This is a genomic window from Actinokineospora sp. (assembly GCF_050699995.1).
GTDB lineage: Bacteria > Actinomycetota > Actinomycetes > Mycobacteriales > Pseudonocardiaceae > Actinokineospora.
In genome coordinates, this window is record NZ_JBOHGC010000066.1 from 1 (window position 1) to 15,535 (window position 15,535).

The following is a 15,535-nucleotide window of genomic DNA, read 5'->3' on the forward strand; positions in this document are numbered from 1 at the left end:
ATCAAGTCAGTGCGGGTCGGGCGTGTCGGATCGTGGGTGAAGGGTGTAGTTCCAGTCGGCGTGCCAGGCGTTGCGGCTGATCGGGAGGTCTTTCATCTGCCGGTTGCTGATCTTGACTCCGGTGGGATAGTCGCCCGCGTCCAGAGTGGCCGTGACGGTCAAGCCGGTCGTGGTGGTCGTGGCACCGATCAGGTTGATGATTGTTTCCAGGCTTTCCAGGGGTCGGCCTCGCCAGTTGCGGCTGATCTGAGAGAACAGGCGATGCTCGATCTTGTTCCACTTGCTGGTGCCCGGTGGCAGGTGGCAGACGCTGATCTCCAGACCGGTCTCGGCGGCCAACGCGGCCAGTTCGGTTTTCCAGGCGCGGCGGCGGTTGCCGTTGGCACCACCGGAATCGGCGGTGATCAGCAACCGTCGTGCGTTCGGGTAGGTGCCGACGCCGACGGTGCTCCACCACGAACGCACGGTGTTCACCGCGAACGCGGCGGTCTCGTGGTCGATGCCGACGTTGACCCAGCCGGTGTTGGCGCCGATGTCGTAGATGCCGTAAGGGATCGCCTTGCCGAGTTGCTCGTCGATGAAGTCGTGCACCTTGACCGGCTCGGGATCTCCGGCCGGCCGCCACTGCTGTCCCTTGTTTTTGAACTGCCCGACCAGTTCCTTCTTCTTGCAGTCCACGCTGATCACCGGATCCCCGGCGGCCAGGAACGCGGCCGCGGTGTCATGAATGTGGTGGAACTGGGCGTCCCGGTCTGGATTCTGGTTGCCCTCCAAGGTTTTCGCGTTGCCCTGCAGGCTGTATCCCGCCTGGTGCAACAGTCGCTGCACCAGACTCGCCGAGACCTGGTGGCCCTGACCACGCAACTGCCCGGCCAGGGTGCGCAGCGACTTGCAGGTCCACCGCAACGGTGTCATCGGGTCGTCCCGTGATTCGGGATCCACCAACGCGTCCAGCGCCTCGACAAGGTCGGGATCGGTTTCCTCGGCGCGTTTGCGGCCGCCGCCCGGCGCGCGGGAACGACCCACCTCCAACGGTTGTGGATCATCCAACTCGTCGCGGCCACGCCGCACGGTGTCCGGAGACACCCCGACCGCGTCCGCCACGATCCGCACACCACCCGACCCCAACTCCCGGGCCTCGGCACCCAGCCAGACCCGGCGCTGCCGCTCGGTCAGATGCGACCTGACCGCGTCGTAGCGGCGAGACAGGGAATCCATGACCAGGCTCATAGCACAGACCCTAGACACCCCGAGGGCGAAAACTAGGTTATTTCACGACAAGTCCTAGAAGAACATTCGCAGTTCGCTGGGCACCAACCCAGTCAGCTCAGCCTCGGCGAGTTCGGGCCTGCGGTTGGCGGTGATGCGGAACAGCCCGGCCACATCAGTCCTGAGAGTGCCCTCCGCGCCGGTGTCCGGGTCGCCGAGGCGGAGGGAGCGGCCATCGGCGAGATGGACGTCGGTGGGTGGGACCTCCCGGGCGACGCTGCGTTGGACCAGGATCGTCAGGGCATCGTCCGCGTCTGCCGACGAGTAGGCGTCCGGTTCTCCCAGCGCCTCACGGATGTCGCCGCCGTGGACCCACTCGCCCAGCGCGACCCGGTGGACGGGCCGGCGGCGCCGAGTTCGTAGGCCTTCTCCAGTTCGGCGATCACGTCCGCGAGCGGCAGCCCCGCCGCGCGTCCACATCGGCCTGGTTGGCCTCGGGCGAGAATGGGTCCATCCTGCACTCATCAAGGCTCGCGGTACCGCCGGAGGAACGACATCCGGTCCAGCACCTCAAACCCGTCGCGTTCGAACATGTGTTCGATAAGATCACTCGAACCTGGAGACGTCTCCCGCACCCACCCGGATGATCTCCGGCTCGCCCTGCGAGAAGTCGATGACGGATGTCGGCACCGTCCCGCACTCCCCGGAGTCGATCACCGCGTCGACCACGTGGTCGAGCCGCTCCTTGATCTCCCAGCCCATGGTCATCGGTTCGGGCTGGTCGGGAAGCAGCAGCGTGCTCGACAGCAGCGGCTCACCAAGCTCGGCCACGATCGCCTGCGTCACGACATGGTCGGGAATGCGCACCCCGACCGTCTTCTTCTTCGCGTGCTGCAACCTGCGCGGAACTTCCTTGGTGGCGGGCAGGATGAAGGTGTAGCTGCCCGGAGTGGACGCCTTGATCGCCCGGAAGACCGCGTTGCCGACCTCGACGAACTGGCCCAGCTGGGAGAAGTCCTGGCACACCAAGGTGAAGTGGTGGCGGTCGTCGAGGTTGCGGATCTCGCGGATCCGGTCGATCCCGTCCTTGTTGCCCAACCGGCAGCCGAGGGCGTAGCAGGAGTCGGTGGGGTACGCGATCAGGGCGTCGGCGCGCAGAAGGTCGACGATCTGGGTGATCGATCGGCGCTGAGGGTTGTCCGGATGCACGTCGAAGTACTTCGCCATTGGAGAAGCGTATAGGTGAAGACCCACCCCAGCGCGCCCTCAGCCAGCAAGAAGCAAGCCGTTTTGCCACCCAAGCGCACCCACCGGCGAAGCGCGCGGACCACCAGGCGCCATGTAACAGCGCCATGTCACAGTTCGATCAGGCGCATGTCCGCGCTCGGGTCGAGTGAGCCGAACCGGTCCAGTGGGTACAGGCGCCATGACATCCTGCCGATCACTTCGCTGATCGGCACCCAGCCGTACTTGCGCGAGTCGTCGGATTGCGAAGGGTTGTCCCCCAGTACGAACACGTGTCCCGCGGGGACTACCGGCTCCCCGGCGCCCAACTTCCCGTCCGCCGCGCAGCATTGGCGCGCGTCGTGCCAGTTCTCGGTCCACACAGGAGCGTCGACCACCGACCAGGTGTCCGCACCCGCGGGCCGGACCAACACCGACGCCTCACCGTCGGGACGCACATCGATCCGCACAGCATCGCCCGGCAGGCCGATCACCCGCTTCACCACCGCCAGTGTCCCCGGGGCCGGGCGGGCGGCCACGATGTCGAACCGTCGAAGATCGGCGGGTTCGAAGAATGGTTCCAACAAGATCCGGTCGCCGTCGCGGAGGGTGGGACTCATGCTCTGGCCGTCGATCCGGTTCGCGAACGTCACCGCGATGACCACGCCGACCAAGGCCACCGCCGCGAGCGCCGCGACGGCTCCCAGCACCCGCCGTGCGACTCGACCGCGTCTCCCGTCAACGACCACTGGGTTCTCCATTCCGGGTATCAAATACGGCGTTCGGCGGAATGGATACGGCATGTTACCGATACGTAACCTATTACTTTCCGTTACAACCGCAGGTCCGAAATCCGGCCGGATACGGCCGAATGGCAGACACCCATCCCCGTTGCGGACCGTCCCAAGCCGCCGATCACGAGCATGTTACCCAAAGTAGGCGTTACCAAGAGTCACACAACGTGTTCATGCCTGACCAGCGACGGGTCGATGCTCTTGTCACCAGGCAACACAAATGGCACCGTTCCTTCACCCCCACCGGGTGATCAGGGACACATGGTTACGGCTGGTGGCGGATACCGGCGAGCGAGGGCGGCCGCCGCTACTCCGCTGTGACTGTGTGTTATTAGGCCTGCCCGTTTCGGTGGTGCGGTGATTTCCCAGCAGTTCTTCGCATGACTGCGGAGGGCAACGAAACCAGGAGGTCAGATGCAGGAAACCACACTGGGCAGAACAAGATGGGGCCGTTTCACGGCGGTCACCGGCGTTGCCGGGATCGCCATGGCGACGCTCGGCATCGCACTGGCCCAGGGTCTGCTCGCGGCGTCGTTCAACGTCAACGGCAAGCCGTTCCAGATCGAGTCGGCGGCCCTGCAGGGTGACGGCTTCGGCGCGATCATGGACAACGTCACGAAGGACAACGCCGACGGCACCACGAGCGGTCAGGCCGTGGCGCGGGCGGGCTTTCAGACAGCCAACCTCAACGGCCTCTGCGCGGCGGTCCACCAGAGCGTGCTCGGCTTGCCGTTCACGCTCAAGATCGCGGCGGGCAACCCGAACGACGCGGTCAACGACATCGCGGCGCAGGACCTGGTCCTCGACGGTGAGTCGGTCAACGCCAACGCCACGATGAACGGTCTTGCCCTGGGCAAGAGCGCCGACGACGTGAAGATGGGCACCAGCACCGGCTCGCTCGGCGGCACGCCAGGAAACTTCGGTCTGCAGTCGAACACGGCGAACCTCAACGGCCTGCACGCCGAGGCCTACGCGGCGACCATCGCCGGGACGATCAACCTGACCGGTCTGTCGCTGGCGATCGAGACCGGATCGACCAACTGCACCATCGTTCCCTGATCCCGCCGCGTGTTGGTGGCGGACGGCCGCCGCCATCAACACGTGCGGACCGACCAGACCGACAGGAGTTCCCCATGACCGAACCGATCGCGGACCACGACGACACCGCCAAGCCACCGGGCAGGCCGGCCCGGTCCTGGGCGGCGTTCACCCGCTTCCGCCGCACCCGCCCGTTCTGGGGCGGCGCCTGGCTCGCGTTCGGCGGCTGGGTGATCCTCTCCCTGACCCTCGCCCCGATGCAGGTCACCTTGGCCGCCGGGGTCGGCGGCATGTCCGGCTACGTGCTGGGCGGCTCGATGATGCTCTTCGCCTTCTTCTCGTGGTTCGCCCCGTCACAGCGGCACCTCGCCGGCCTGCTCGGCGTGATCTTCGCGGTGGCGTCGCTGGTGCTGTCGAACCTGGGTGGCTTCGGCGTCGGGATGATCTGCGGAGTGATCGGCGGCGGCATGATCTTCGCCTGGGGCCCGAAGCCCGAACACCCCAAGCTGCGCCGCATGTTCCGCCGCACCGCGCAGGGGCAGGTGTGATGGCGGGCAAGCGGTTCGCCGCGGTGGCGGCGTGGAACGCGCGGATGCGCGAGGAAGCGGCCGACGATGTGCGCCGCGGGAGTCGGGTCGGGCGGTCCACGCTGCTGGCCATTCCCGCGACCGTGGTCGTGGGGCTGCTTGGCATGGGCATGGCGCAAGGCTTGCTGGCGGCCAACTTCATGGTGGTGAACAAGCCGTTCGCGATCAAGTCCGACCAGGTGCAGGGCGCCGGTTTCGCCGCGCTGCTGCACGACCGGCTCATCGACAACGGCGCGACCGGGGCCAGCAAAGGCATGGCGCGCGCGGGGTTCAAGTCCGCGCGGCTCGACGGGCTGTGCGGTGTGGTGCACGAGAGCATCGCCGGGGTCAGCTACACGCTGAAGATCACCGCCGGTGAGCCGGTCAACGGCACGCCGGAGGGCGTCGCCGAGATCAACGCCTCCGACCTGATCCTGGAGGCGACGTCGGTCAACGCGAGCAACGGCACCTTCGCCGACATGTACCTGGGCAAGTCGGCCGACGACATCACCATGGGCGCGACCCGCCTCGAGGGCGGCACGGCGGGCAACTTCGGCCTGGAGGCGGGAACGGTGAACATCGCCAACCTCGACGCGTCCGCGTACACCATCGAGCTCGTCGGCAGCATCGGTCTGCCCGGCCTGAAACTGGCCATCGAACCCGGGACCGTCGGATGCTGACCCGCGTCCGGGACAACCCGGTGCTCGCCGTCGTGGCCGCGCTCTGGCAGTGGTTCACCGCGTTCCGTCGCACCAGGCCGTTCTGGGGCGGCCTGTGGATGATGCTGGGCGGCTGGACGATCATGTCGCTGACCATCGCGCCGATCGTCGTCACCCTGTCCTCCGGCGCTTCCGGCATCTCGGGCTACGTGCTGGGCGGCGGGATGATCGTGCTGGGGCTGATGGCGTGGTTCGCCCCGTCGCAGCGGCTCGTCGCCGGGCTCATGGGCGGGATCTTCGCGGTGGCGGCGTTCGTGGCGTCGAATCTCGGCGGCTTCCTGATCGGGACCCTGCTCGGCATCGTCGGCGCGGCCATGGTGTTCGGCTGGGGGCCGAAGAAGCCGCGGCGGAAGGCCGAGTCGTGATCGCACCCGTGCGGGCGTGGCTCGCGGCGGCCGCGGTGCTGCTCGTGCTGTTCTCCACCGCGCTGGTCCCGGACACCTCCGTTCCGCGCGCCGAGGCGGCGGTGGGCTGCGTGCGCGACCCGAACATCGGCTTCTGCGTGGTGCCACAGGCTTTCCAGATCGCCTTCGGCAAGGAGAGCTCGTTCATCGACACCTACGACTGGCACACCCAGTCCTTCACCGACCTCGGCACCACCACGATCACCGTTGCGGACGGGACCACGAGGCAGGTCAACCACTACCGCTTCAAGCAGCTGGTCGTCGACAAGGACATCCTCATCGACCAGAACCGCGGCGCCGACTACCGCGTGCAGATCACCGCACCGGGCCCGATCGAGCTGGGCGGGACGAACAACGCCGGCCAGGCGATGTGGACCGACGTGTGGGGGACGAACCTCGAGTTCCAGTGGGGGACGTGCATCATCACGTGGACCTGGGTGCCGGACAACATCGGGCTCAACATCTCCGGGTGCTGGCTGCGGATGAACGCCTACGCCATCTCCGCCTACAACCCGCAGCCGCAGCCCGGGCAGCGGGACAACCCGATCAACCTGCCGAAGTCCACCCTGCAGCTACTCAACGGCGGCGCCTGATGAACGGCACGCGCTGGGGCCGGTCGGCGCTGCTCGGCGTGCCCGCGCTGGTGCTGGTCGTGCTGTGCGGCCTCGGAATGAGCACCGGTGTGCTGGCCCACCACGTGGTCATCCAGAGCGGCACCGCCGACCTCAGCACCAGCGGGCTCTACGGTGTCGACTTCGGACTGTCCGTAGTGGACAACAAGCAGAAGGTGCGGCAGGCCGACGGAACCGTGGTGCTGCGCGACATCCGGCTGATCCGCGCGGGTTTCGCGCAGGGCAAGCTGAACGAGCTGTGCATCACGATGAACCAGACGATCCTCGGCCAGGACTACACCCTGAAGCTGACCGGCGGCGACGGGAACCTCTCGACGTGGGAGGTCGACGCCCGCAACGTCGAACTCGACGGCGCGCGGGTCGCCGGGACGCTGACGCTCGACGGCGTGGTCAAGTTCGGCATCACCGGCGAGGACGTCACCACCATCAAGGCCCCCGACGGCAGCTACATGGAGAACCCGCTGGAGGCCACGCCGAGCAGGCACCGCTTCGGGGCCGACTCGACGTTCGCCGAGTTCACCCAGCTCACCGGCAAGGTGTACGCGATGGAGATCGTCGGCCCGTTCAACCTGCCGGGCCTGAAGGTCAAGATCGAGCCCGGCCGGACCACCTGCCCCGCCCCCGCGGCGCCCACCGCGCCGCCCGGCTAGCGCCTGTCTCGAAGCGGGTGCGCGCCAGTCGTGATCGGGGTGGTTCCTGGCGGTGCGGACGGATCGCCACTCATACCGGGTGTATTCGGGCGAATCCGACCGTGCCGCCGGGGGCCGCCTCGGCGCGGCTATCGCTGTCGCGATTTGTCAGACAGGACCTAGTCACGACGGGATCAGAGCGCGAGCAGTTCCCGTTCGAGTGGGGTCGGGAAGCGGGAGCGGATCCGAACGACGCCGACCAGTCCCGCCAGCCGGGTGGCCTCGGCGTGCACCAGTTCCGCGGCCTCGGCCCCGATGTCCTCGAACAGCCGGACCGCGATCTCCCCGTCGGGTCGGTGCGCCCACCCGCCGACCACCCGCCCGTCCCAGAACACCGTGGGCCCGATGTTCCCCGAGCGGTCGAACAGCCGGTCCGCGTGCTCGCCGAGGTACCAGTCCCGTTCGGTCCAGCCCATCGGAGTCGGGTCCAGCGCGGGCAGCAACACCGGCCGTGGCACGGGTTCCGCCACCGGGTCGAGGTCGTCGGCGAGAACCACGCCGGTACCGGTGCCGAGCGACACCTCCACCGCACCGACCTCGGCGAGGGCCTTGCGGGTGTCCCCGAGGGTCCACCCGGTCCACCACTTGAGGTCGCCGACGGACGCGGGTCCGAACACCCGCAGCCACCGCCGCGCCAGCTCGGCCCTGGCTTCGAACAGGTCCAGCGTCGGCAGTCCGCCGGGGAACCACTCGGTCATCGGGGACCACCGGTACTGCGTCGACGTCCACGACCCGAGCGGTCGGCCGCGCACGATCCGGCCGTCGGCGGCGAGCAGGCCGAGCACCCGGGTGGTGATGTTCTGCTTTGCCTCGTACGGCTTTCCGGGGGCCACGAGCAGTGACGTGCGCAGCCGCGGCTCGTCGGCCGACAGCTCCGCCGCGCTCGCCTCGCTGCGGGCGGACAGCGCGGCGAAGGTGGATTCCTCGACGTCGGCGAGCCAGGCCGCGGTGTCCGGGGCCACGGCCGCGTCGGCCAGCTGCTTGACCAGCCTGCGGCGTTCGGTGGCCGCCACGGTGCGGGTGCAGGCGGCTTGGACGACTGGCGCGACGGCCCGCGGCACCACGAATACCGTGCGGCGCATGCCAAGCATCCGCACCAGTGTCCGCCGGTCGTGGAGGGCGGCGCTGACGGTGTCGGGTTCGACGGCCATCCGCGCGAGCACCGAGACGTACACCGTGCACGGGTCGGTGGCGTGCAGGGCGACCAGGGCCTCCGCGACGTCGGTCGGGTCGCCTCTGGGAAACGGCGCCGCCAGACCGTGTCGAAGGCTCAGTCGCGCGCGTCGCTCGGAGTCCGGGATTCGCCGCATCAACCGACCCTACTCGGACACCTATCCACTCTGGACTACTGACGGGTAGGTTGGCTGGGTCGACGAAAGGCGGGACACGATGGCCAGGTCTTGGTGGGGCTGGGGCAACGACGAGGACGCGCTGGGCGGCGCCGAACTGGCCGCCCTCATCGACCGCGTCGGCGCGCTGTTGCCGGGCGCCGACCTGACCGACCACGCGCCGCCGGAGGTCGCCGACCTCGCGCTGCCCCCGGCCAAGGTGACTCCCCCGGACTCGCTCGCCGACCTGTGCTCCAGCGACCCGACCGACCGCGCGGCCCACACGCACGGCAAGGCCTTCCGTGACGTGGTGCGCAACCTGCACGGCGACCTGGAGAACGTCCCGGACGTCATCGCCCGCCCGCGCACCGAGCAGCACGTCATCGACCTGCTCGACTGGTGCTCGGCGGAACGGATCCCGGTGATCCCGTTCGGCGGCGGCAGCTCGGTCGTCGGCGGTGTCGAGCCGCGGTTCGACGGGCCCGCCGTGACCATCGACCTCGCCCGCCTCGACCAGGTCGTCGAGATCGACCGGACGAGCCGCGCCGCCCGGATCCAGGCGGGCGTGTTCGGCCCACACCTGGAGGACCAGCTCCGCCCGCACGACCTGACGCTGCGCCACTTCCCGCAGTCCTTCGAGTTCTCCACGCTCGGCGGCTGGCTCGCGACCCGCGCGGGCGGGCACTACGCCACCCTGCACACCCACATCGACGACCTCGTCGAGTCCATGCGGGTCGTCACGCCCTGCGGTGTCAGCGAGTCCCGCCGACTGCCCGGCTCGGGTGCGGGCCCGTCTCCGGACCGGCTCTTCCTTGGCTCCGAGGGCACGCTCGGGATCATCACCGAGGCCTGGATGCGACTGCAGGACCGGCCGGCGCACCGGGCGAACGCGTCGCTCCAGTTCGCCGACTACGCCTCCGCCGTCGCCGCCACCGGGGCGGTCGCGCAGTCCGGGCTGCACCCGGCGAACTGCAGGCTGCTCGACCCCGCCGAGGCGTTCCTCAACGCCGGGGTCACCACCGGCGGCGGCGTCCTGGTCCTGGGCTTCGAGTCGGCCGACCACCCGGTCGACAGCGCGCTGGTCCGCGCGGTGGAGATCTGCCGGGAGCACGGCGGCGAAGTCGCGGAAGGCAAGCGGAACCCCGGCGCCGACTGGCGTTCGTCGTTCCTGCGCATGCCTTACCAGCGGGACGCGTTGGCCCGCCGCTCGATGATCGTCGAGACCTTCGAGACCGCGTGCACCTGGGACCGGTTCGAGGCGCTGCACGCCGCGGTCACCACCGCCGCCACCGACGCGATCCGCCAGATCGCCGGCGTCGGCCTGGTGACGTGCCGGTTCACCCACGTCTACCCGGACGGCCCCGCGCCGTACTTCGGCGTCTACGCCCCCGGCACCTGGGGCCGGACCATGGGCCAGTGGGACGAGATCAAGACCGCCGTGTCGGACGCGCTGGCCGCGAACGGCGGGACGATCACCCACCACCACGCCGTGGGCCGCGACCACCGCCCCTGGTACGACCGCCAGCGCCCCGACCCGTTCGCCGCGGCGCTGACCGCGGCCAAGTCGGCGCTCGATCCCTCGGGCGTGCTCAACCCGGGAGTGCTGATCTAGCGCCTAGCTTGGCCGGCTCCACCCGCCGGGGCGGCGCAGTACAGGCGGGCGAGGATGTCGTAATCACGGGTGTTGATCCCGTCGGCGTCGACATCTGCTATTCCGTGGCCGCGACTCGCGGCGGCAGCCGGTCCGCGTGGTCCAACGAGGCCTGCGTGCGACTGACCTGATCTCAGGGGGGAACGCCTGAGGTGTCTCAGGCGTCTGAGGGGACACACCGCGTGGAACCGCCCCACGGTTGCCACGCGGTGTGTGGACCCTGGTCGCCGTGCCCGCCCCCAGCAGGTACGGCGGCCAGGCCGTTCACCGGCCGGCGCCCGCGGTCAGCAGACCCGAGAGCACACCCATTTCCTTGCGCTGCTCCGCGACCATCAGCCGGGCCTGGGCCCGCACCTGCGGCAGCGCGGCCTCGCGCACCGCGATGGTCGCCATCTCGACTCCGCCGGTGTGATGTCTGATCATCAGCCGGATGAACTTGGCCTCGAGCTCGGCGCCGTCGAGCGCGGCGAGTTCGTCGAGTTCGGCCCGCGACAGCAGACCCGGCATCGGCGCGTCGGCGTCACCGTGGTCGTGTTTGCCCGCCATCCACGCCATCGGCTCCGTGTCCGAGACCTGCGGAGCGTCCCACGCGGACAGCCAGCCCTGCATCAGCCCGATCTCGCGCTGCTGGGAGTTCTCGATCGTGGCGGCGACGGTCGCGGCGGACGGGCCGAGCCTGCCGCGCACCAGGCCCGCGAGTTCCAGCGCCTGCTGGTGATGGACGATCATGTCCTGGCTGAACCCGATGTCGACCATGCTCGGCGCCGAAGGTGGACGCGGGGGCGCGGGGGCCAGCAGCACGCCGCCCGCGGCGCCCACGGCGATCCCGGCCACGACCAGCGCGATCGCGACCAGGAGCACCCGCATCGGGGTCATGACAGCGGATACGCGCCGTTGATGAACCGCAGCAGCATGGCGCCGTTGTCGTCGCAGTTCACCCAGAGGCGGTCGCCGTCCAGGCGGGGCGGCGACATGCACCAGTCAGCGGTCATGTCCACCGGCCCAAGGTAGCCCGCCGGGTCGCCGAGGTTGCCGTTGGCCGCGTCGGACACCGGCTGACCAGGGACGAAGGCGTGCGCCGAGTTGACCAACTCGGACCGCTTGCCGACCTGCGCGGGCGGGTTGAAGTAGGCGATCTCGCGCGGGTTCATCAGGTCGCGGATGTCGAAGACGCGGATGCCGGACTGGGTCCAGCCGCATGCCATGGTCCGCGGGTCGACGGTCCGGTCGAGGGAGCAGTAGTGCGCCTCGTAGCCGAAGGCGCCGTTCTTCGCGGTGTCCTTGGCGCGCAGCGGCATGTTCTCCGGGCGGTTGATCTCCAGCTTGAGCTTGCGCACGATCCGCGGGGCGCTCTCGTCGGAGATGTCGACGATCCGGGCGCCGCCGGAGGCGAACTCGTCGACGGCCATGTAGTACGGCTTGCCGTTCTTGGTGAACGGCATGGCGTGCTGGGTGATGCCGCCGTCTTCCCAGGTGGTGTCGGCGATGCGGCGCAGCCTCGGGAACAGCTTGCGGCTCTGGATGTCGCTGCTGTCGAAGATCGTGATGCCCGCGGGGACGGCGCTGGCGACGTACGCGCGGTTGCCGTCGGGGCTGAAGCCGAGCCCGTGGTTGGTCAGGCCGGTGAGGCCGTTGAAGATCACCCGCGGCAGCGCCGGGTTGCTCATGTCGAGCGCGGCGATCGTGCCGGGGCCCGCGCCGGTCGTCCAGTAGGTGCGGCCGTCAGGCGACCACGCCGCCTCGTGGCCGGGGAAGAAGCCGGGGATGGTGAGCGTCGTGCCGAGGACGCCGTTGAGGAGGCGGGGCTTCGCGCAGTCGGTCTTCACGTCGTAGACGGAGACGAAGAAGCCGCCCGTGCCCGGTCCGACCGACACGGCGGCGAGCAGGCCGCGGCTCTCGTGCACCTTGAGCGTCTCCCACGTGCCGCCGAGGGTCGCGGCGCTGACCAGCGACGTCGACAGGCGGGGGTTCGCCGGGTCGGACATGTCGATGACGTTGACGCCCTTGAACTTCGCGGTCAGCGCACTGGGCAGGAGCGTGCCCAGGTATTGGCAGTGGCCGTAGGCCGCGCCGACCGTGGCCTGACCCTGCCCCTGGAACTGGCTGATCATCTCCAGGTTGCAGGAGTAGCCCTGGGCGCTGCGACCGCTCTCCCGATCGGCCAGGGGCACCTGCCCCTGCAGCCCGGTCTCCGGCGCGGACCCTGGCCCGCAGTCGGCGCGTCCGACCGTCGTGTCGACCTCGCTCGCGCCTGCCTGGACGTTGGGGACGACCACCAGCGCGGCCACCGCGATCACAGCGGGAAGGGCTCGCACGATTCTCTTCATCGAGAACTCTCCGATCGAGGCATGGCATACGGCCGGGTTTCCGCGAAGCTACTGGCGAGTTAAATAAGAGTCAAGAGAACTGGCAAATGTCAACTATTCATGGCGGATTCCGGTTGTCCCTAGCGTTCCTGGCCTTCCTGGGCGCCGCGAACAGGGCCATCCTGAGGTCATGTCCGAATTCTCTCGGCGTGCTTTCGTCGCCAGTGTCGGTGCGGTGTCCGGCGTGGGTCTGCTTGGCGGGTCGTGTGCGGCCGAACCGGCGGCCCGGCGCTACGTCACCAGTTCGGGCGCACCCGACTGGCCCGCCGTGCGCGGGGCGTACCGGCTCGATCCGAACTTGAAGAACCTCGGGCTGTTCTACCTGGCGTCCAACCCCAAGCCGGTGCGCGAAGCGATCGACCGCTACAGCGCCCTGATCGACGCGAACCCGCTGTCGATCAACTCTCCCCCGCCGGGCACCAGTGCCGAATCCGCGCTGGCCGGGTTCATCGGCGGTGTCTCGGGCGAGATCGCGCTGGTGCAGAACACGACGATCGGCCTCGGGCTGGTCTACAACGGGCTCGTGGTGAAGCCGGGCCAGGAATTCCTGATCACCGAGCACGACCACTTCGTGCACAACGGCGCCGCCCAGCTGGCCGCGGACAAACGCGGCGCGACGGTGCGTCAGATCAGGCTGTTCGCCAATTCCGCCACCGCGACCGTCGACGAGGTCGCGTCGAAGCTGCGGGCCGCGATCACCGCCAAGACTCGGGTTGTCGGCACCACCTGGGTGCAGTCCAGTTCCGGGGTGCGGATGCCGGTCGAGGCGATGGCCGCGGTGATCGCCGCGGCCAACCAGGGCCGGACCGAGGCCGACCGGTGCCTGCTGGTCGTGGACGGCGTGCACGGCTTGGCCGCGGTGGACGCCGACGCCGCGCGGCTGGGCGCCGACTTCTTCGTCGCCGGGACGCACAAGTGGCTCGGCGGGCCGCGCGGCACTGGGCTGATGTGGGTCAAAAGCACCGCGCGCCAACACTTGCGGCCGATGGCGTCGACGTTCACGTCGAATCCGCTGACGCCCGGTGGGTTCGTCGCCTACGAGCACCGGTGGGCGGTGCCCGCGGCGGTGGCGTTCCAGCAGGAAATCGGGCGGACGGCGGCGGCCGCGCGGATCACCGAGTTGAGCACGCGGCTCAAGGACGGGCTCGCAGGCATCCCCGGGGTGACGCTGCAGACGCCGCGCAGCGCGTCCATGTCGGCGGGGATCACGTGCTTCGAGAAGAGCGGGGTATCGAACGGCGCGATCGTCGAGTCGTTGCGGGCCAAGGGAATCCTGATCACCACCGCGAGTCACCGGATCGGCTACGCCAGGATCGGCACCGGCCTCCCGAACACCCCGGAAGAGGTCGACGCCGCCCTGGCCGCGATCCGCGCCGTCTAGTCCTTTCGCGAGACCGACGTCCAGAGGGCGGCGGCGAGCCAGATCATGGTCGCGCCGACCATCGCGTGCACGACGCTGGTGACCGGCGACTCGGGCAGCCGGGCCGCGACCGCGAGCAGGACCACGGGGCACCGTCAAGAACCATGTCTCCCGGATCCTCGACCGACTGGCTTTGCGCGATCGCACCCATGCGGCCATCTATGCCCGGGACCACGGGCTCCTTTAGGACGTGGCCGTGAGGTACATGCCGCTCGCGCCCACGCCCGCCGTGTTGCGGCAGGTGTGGTTGCCGGTCGGCTTCGCGTACATCAGGGTCAGGCAGCGGCCCAGGCCGAGTTGGCCGTAGTAGTTGGGGTGCATCGACTCCTGCACAGGCCCCTGGGTGGACTGGCTGTCGATCCATCGGGCCCACTCACTGCTCGCGTTCGACGTGGGCACGGTGGCGCTGACCAGGCGGCTGGCCTTGGCGCAGACCTCGCGGCCCTGCAGCATGTCGCGCAGGTCCATGAACTGGACGCCCTTGGCCGCGGCGACACCCTTGAGGCGGTTGGCGATCTGCGGGACCAGGGAGTCGCGGGCCCAGTCGGAGTCCTTGTTCCAGAACGGGCAGCCGCCGGTGGTCACGCGGGTCCAACCGCTTTCGTAGTACCGGTTCTCGGCACCGCGCGGGATCGGTGAGGGGTAGGACTGCAGGATGATCCGGTAGTCCGTGTCCGCGTATCCGGCGTCGGTCATGACCGCGCGGATCTCGTCGATGGACTTGCCCACGCCCGCCATGGCGGCGTCCATCTTGGAGTCGACGACGACCTGCTGGTCGTCGTGGCAGTACGAGTACCAGACGATGTAGTCGGTGGCGCACTTGGTGATGATGTCGGCGAAGCCGAGGTCGTTGCCGCCGATGGACAGCACGACGACCTCGACGTTGTTGGCCGCGGCGACCGACGCGAGCTGGTCGGCTTGCGGCGCTTCACCCTTGTACGCGACACCGCCGGTGGCGGCGCGGAAGATGTTCTTCGTGGTGGCTCCGGAGCACGACAGGTTGATCAGTGCCTCGGTGGTCGCGGTGGCGGACTTGACCTCCGCGGAGTCCGAGCGGTGGCAGCCGTTCGCCGAAGTGGCTCCGTAGACGCGGGTGGGGTCGTAGCCCGAGCCGGTGTAGGCGCGGTCCGTGCCGTCGCGGCTGCCGGAGTTGTTGAGGCTGTTGCCCTTCCAGCGCCCGGCCTCACCGGAGATGTAGCTGTCGCCCAGGGACACGACGGCGGTCGGACCCGCGGTGGGGCTCGCCGACGCGGTGCCCGCGCCCGCCGCGACCAGCGCCAACGGTAAGACCATCGCGCCTACCGCGAGCCGGGTCCTGCCGGGTGACATCGTGTTGCCGCGAGATCGGGACACCTGGGCACTCCTGCCGTCGGCCGCGTGGCAGGGGATGACCCGCTGCAGGCTTGTGTGGGGACTGTGGCGTATCTCACACGTCGGCGACTTGTTACCGCAAGGTAGCGCCCGGACTCGATTTCATTACGGCGACATGACCGCC

At 69.1% G+C, this 15,535-nt stretch carries 16 protein-coding genes and 1 pseudogene; 8 read left to right on the plus strand and 9 right to left on the minus strand.

All coding sequences use genetic code 11. The features are described 5' to 3' along the window. Positions 1-18: 18 nt before the first annotated feature. From ACRDSQ_RS03980 to lepB, 4 genes and pseudogenes are all read right to left on the minus strand, one after another. A pseudogene (locus ACRDSQ_RS03980) lies at positions 19-1,230 on the minus strand (ISAzo13 family transposase); the annotation flags it as partial. A gap of 54 nt (positions 1,231-1,284) precedes the next feature. Continuing rightward, positions 1,285-1,689, minus strand: a complete 405-nt coding sequence (locus tag ACRDSQ_RS03985) for a hypothetical protein (RefSeq protein WP_431418841.1) — start codon at positions 1,687-1,689, stop codon at positions 1,285-1,287. Between the two features lie 126 nt (positions 1,690-1,815). Further along, a complete protein-coding gene (locus ACRDSQ_RS03990; RefSeq protein WP_091373903.1) occupies positions 1,816-2,436 on the minus strand; it encodes an L-threonylcarbamoyladenylate synthase in 621 nt (206 codons plus the stop codon). A 128-nt stretch (positions 2,437-2,564) separates the two neighbouring features. Then, positions 2,565-3,182, minus strand: a complete 618-nt coding sequence (lepB, locus tag ACRDSQ_RS03995) for a signal peptidase I (RefSeq protein ID WP_431418842.1) — start codon at positions 3,180-3,182, stop codon at positions 2,565-2,567. 459 nt (positions 3,183-3,641) lie between these two features. Here lepB and ACRDSQ_RS04000 point away from each other — a divergent pair, with 459 nt between their 5' ends. The 6 genes from ACRDSQ_RS04000 (at position 3,642) to ACRDSQ_RS04025 (ending at position 7,236) form a co-directional block, all read left to right on the plus strand. After that, on the plus strand, positions 3,642-4,286 hold the full coding sequence (locus ACRDSQ_RS04000; RefSeq protein ID WP_431418843.1) for a DUF6230 family protein: 645 nt from the start codon (positions 3,642-3,644) through the stop codon (positions 4,284-4,286). Between the two features lie 74 nt (positions 4,287-4,360). Then, positions 4,361-4,813, plus strand: a complete 453-nt coding sequence (locus ACRDSQ_RS04005; RefSeq protein WP_431418845.1) for a DUF6114 domain-containing protein — start codon at positions 4,361-4,363, stop codon at positions 4,811-4,813. Continuing rightward, positions 4,813-5,511, plus strand: coding sequence for a DUF6230 family protein (locus ACRDSQ_RS04010; RefSeq protein ID WP_431418846.1), 699 nt, complete (start codon positions 4,813-4,815; stop codon positions 5,509-5,511). The genes ACRDSQ_RS04005 and ACRDSQ_RS04010 overlap by 1 nt, the downstream gene beginning before the upstream one ends. Then, a complete protein-coding gene (locus tag ACRDSQ_RS04015) occupies positions 5,505-5,915 on the plus strand; it encodes a DUF6114 domain-containing protein (RefSeq protein ID WP_431418848.1) in 411 nt (136 codons plus the stop codon). The genes ACRDSQ_RS04010 and ACRDSQ_RS04015 overlap by 7 nt, the downstream gene beginning before the upstream one ends. Further along, the gene (locus tag ACRDSQ_RS04020; RefSeq protein ID WP_431418851.1) at positions 5,912-6,547 is read left to right on the plus strand and encodes a hypothetical protein; all 636 of its coding nucleotides are present in this window, start codon (positions 5,912-5,914) and stop codon (positions 6,545-6,547) included. Before ACRDSQ_RS04015 ends, ACRDSQ_RS04020 begins: the two co-directional genes overlap by 4 nt. Continuing rightward, the gene (locus tag ACRDSQ_RS04025) at positions 6,547-7,236 is read left to right on the plus strand and encodes a DUF6230 family protein (protein ID WP_431418853.1); all 690 of its coding nucleotides are present in this window, start codon (positions 6,547-6,549) and stop codon (positions 7,234-7,236) included. Before ACRDSQ_RS04020 ends, ACRDSQ_RS04025 begins: the two co-directional genes overlap by 1 nt. 173 nt (positions 7,237-7,409) lie before the next feature. On the opposite strand, the gene ACRDSQ_RS04030 is transcribed toward ACRDSQ_RS04025, so the two are convergent. Next, positions 7,410-8,585 (minus strand): winged helix DNA-binding domain-containing protein, encoded by a 1,176-nt coding sequence (locus ACRDSQ_RS04030; protein WP_431418854.1) that lies wholly within the window; start codon positions 8,583-8,585, stop codon positions 7,410-7,412. Between the two features lie 79 nt (positions 8,586-8,664). Here ACRDSQ_RS04030 and ACRDSQ_RS04035 point away from each other — a divergent pair, with 79 nt between their 5' ends. Then, positions 8,665-10,215 (plus strand): FAD-binding oxidoreductase, encoded by a 1,551-nt coding sequence (locus ACRDSQ_RS04035; protein WP_431418856.1) that lies wholly within the window; start codon positions 8,665-8,667, stop codon positions 10,213-10,215. A 303-nt stretch (positions 10,216-10,518) separates the two neighbouring features. Here ACRDSQ_RS04035 and ACRDSQ_RS04040 read toward each other — a convergent pair whose 3' ends face one another. Further along, positions 10,519-11,121 carry a DUF305 domain-containing protein gene (locus ACRDSQ_RS04040; RefSeq protein WP_431418857.1) on the minus strand — a complete coding sequence of 201 codons (603 nt, stop codon included), beginning with the start codon at positions 11,119-11,121 and terminating at the stop codon, positions 10,519-10,521. A 5-nt stretch (positions 11,122-11,126) separates the two neighbouring features. Next, entirely contained in the window at positions 11,127-12,581 is a 1,455-nt protein-coding gene (locus tag ACRDSQ_RS04045) for an LVIVD repeat-containing protein (protein ID WP_431418859.1), read from the minus strand. 169 nt (positions 12,582-12,750) lie between these two features. Between ACRDSQ_RS04045 and ACRDSQ_RS04050 the strand changes: the two genes are divergently transcribed. Beyond that, the gene (locus tag ACRDSQ_RS04050; RefSeq protein ID WP_431418861.1) at positions 12,751-14,001 is read left to right on the plus strand and encodes an aminotransferase class V-fold PLP-dependent enzyme; all 1,251 of its coding nucleotides are present in this window, start codon (positions 12,751-12,753) and stop codon (positions 13,999-14,001) included. On the opposite strand, the gene ACRDSQ_RS04055 is transcribed toward ACRDSQ_RS04050, so the two are convergent. Together ACRDSQ_RS04055 and ACRDSQ_RS04060 are read right to left on the minus strand one after the other, a co-directional pair. Next, positions 13,998-14,126 carry a hypothetical protein gene (locus ACRDSQ_RS04055; protein ID WP_431418863.1) on the minus strand — a complete coding sequence of 43 codons (129 nt, stop codon included), beginning with the start codon at positions 14,124-14,126 and terminating at the stop codon, positions 13,998-14,000. The genes ACRDSQ_RS04050 and ACRDSQ_RS04055 overlap by 4 nt on opposite strands. Before the next feature lie 97 nt (positions 14,127-14,223). Continuing rightward, positions 14,224-15,393: a GDSL-type esterase/lipase family protein gene (locus ACRDSQ_RS04060; RefSeq protein ID WP_431418865.1), complete on the minus strand. Its 1,170-nt coding sequence runs from the start codon at positions 15,391-15,393 to the stop codon at positions 14,224-14,226. Positions 15,394-15,535 lie beyond the last annotated feature (142 nt).

What these genes read in the sequence shown, in the direction of transcription:
- ACRDSQ_RS03985 (WP_431418841.1), bottom strand. Translation starts at nt 1,689, where the DNA reads ATGTGGACGCGCGGCGGGGCTGCCGCTCGCGGACGTGATCGCCGAACT.
- ACRDSQ_RS03990 (WP_091373903.1), bottom strand. Translation starts at nt 2,436, where the DNA reads ATGGCGAAGTACTTCGACGTGCATCCGGACAACCCTCAGCGCCGATCG.
- ACRDSQ_RS04000 (WP_431418843.1), top strand. Translation starts at nt 3,642, where the DNA reads ATGCAGGAAACCACACTGGGCAGAACAAGATGGGGCCGTTTCACGGCG.
- ACRDSQ_RS04005 (WP_431418845.1), top strand. Translation starts at nt 4,361, where the DNA reads ATGACCGAACCGATCGCGGACCACGACGACACCGCCAAGCCACCGGGC.
- ACRDSQ_RS04010 (WP_431418846.1), top strand. Translation starts at nt 4,813, where the DNA reads ATGGCGGGCAAGCGGTTCGCCGCGGTGGCGGCGTGGAACGCGCGGATG.
- ACRDSQ_RS04015 (WP_431418848.1), top strand. Translation starts at nt 5,505, where the DNA reads ATGCTGACCCGCGTCCGGGACAACCCGGTGCTCGCCGTCGTGGCCGCG.
- ACRDSQ_RS04025 (WP_431418853.1), top strand. Translation starts at nt 6,547, where the DNA reads ATGAACGGCACGCGCTGGGGCCGGTCGGCGCTGCTCGGCGTGCCCGCG.
- ACRDSQ_RS04030 (WP_431418854.1), bottom strand. Translation starts at nt 8,585, where the DNA reads ATGCGGCGAATCCCGGACTCCGAGCGACGCGCGCGACTGAGCCTTCGA.
- ACRDSQ_RS04035 (WP_431418856.1), top strand. Translation starts at nt 8,665, where the DNA reads ATGGCCAGGTCTTGGTGGGGCTGGGGCAACGACGAGGACGCGCTGGGC.
- ACRDSQ_RS04040 (WP_431418857.1), bottom strand. Translation starts at nt 11,121, where the DNA reads ATGCGGGTGCTCCTGGTCGCGATCGCGCTGGTCGTGGCCGGGATCGCC.
- ACRDSQ_RS04045 (WP_431418859.1), bottom strand. Translation starts at nt 12,581, where the DNA reads ATGAAGAGAATCGTGCGAGCCCTTCCCGCTGTGATCGCGGTGGCCGCG.
- ACRDSQ_RS04050 (WP_431418861.1), top strand. Translation starts at nt 12,751, where the DNA reads ATGTCCGAATTCTCTCGGCGTGCTTTCGTCGCCAGTGTCGGTGCGGTG.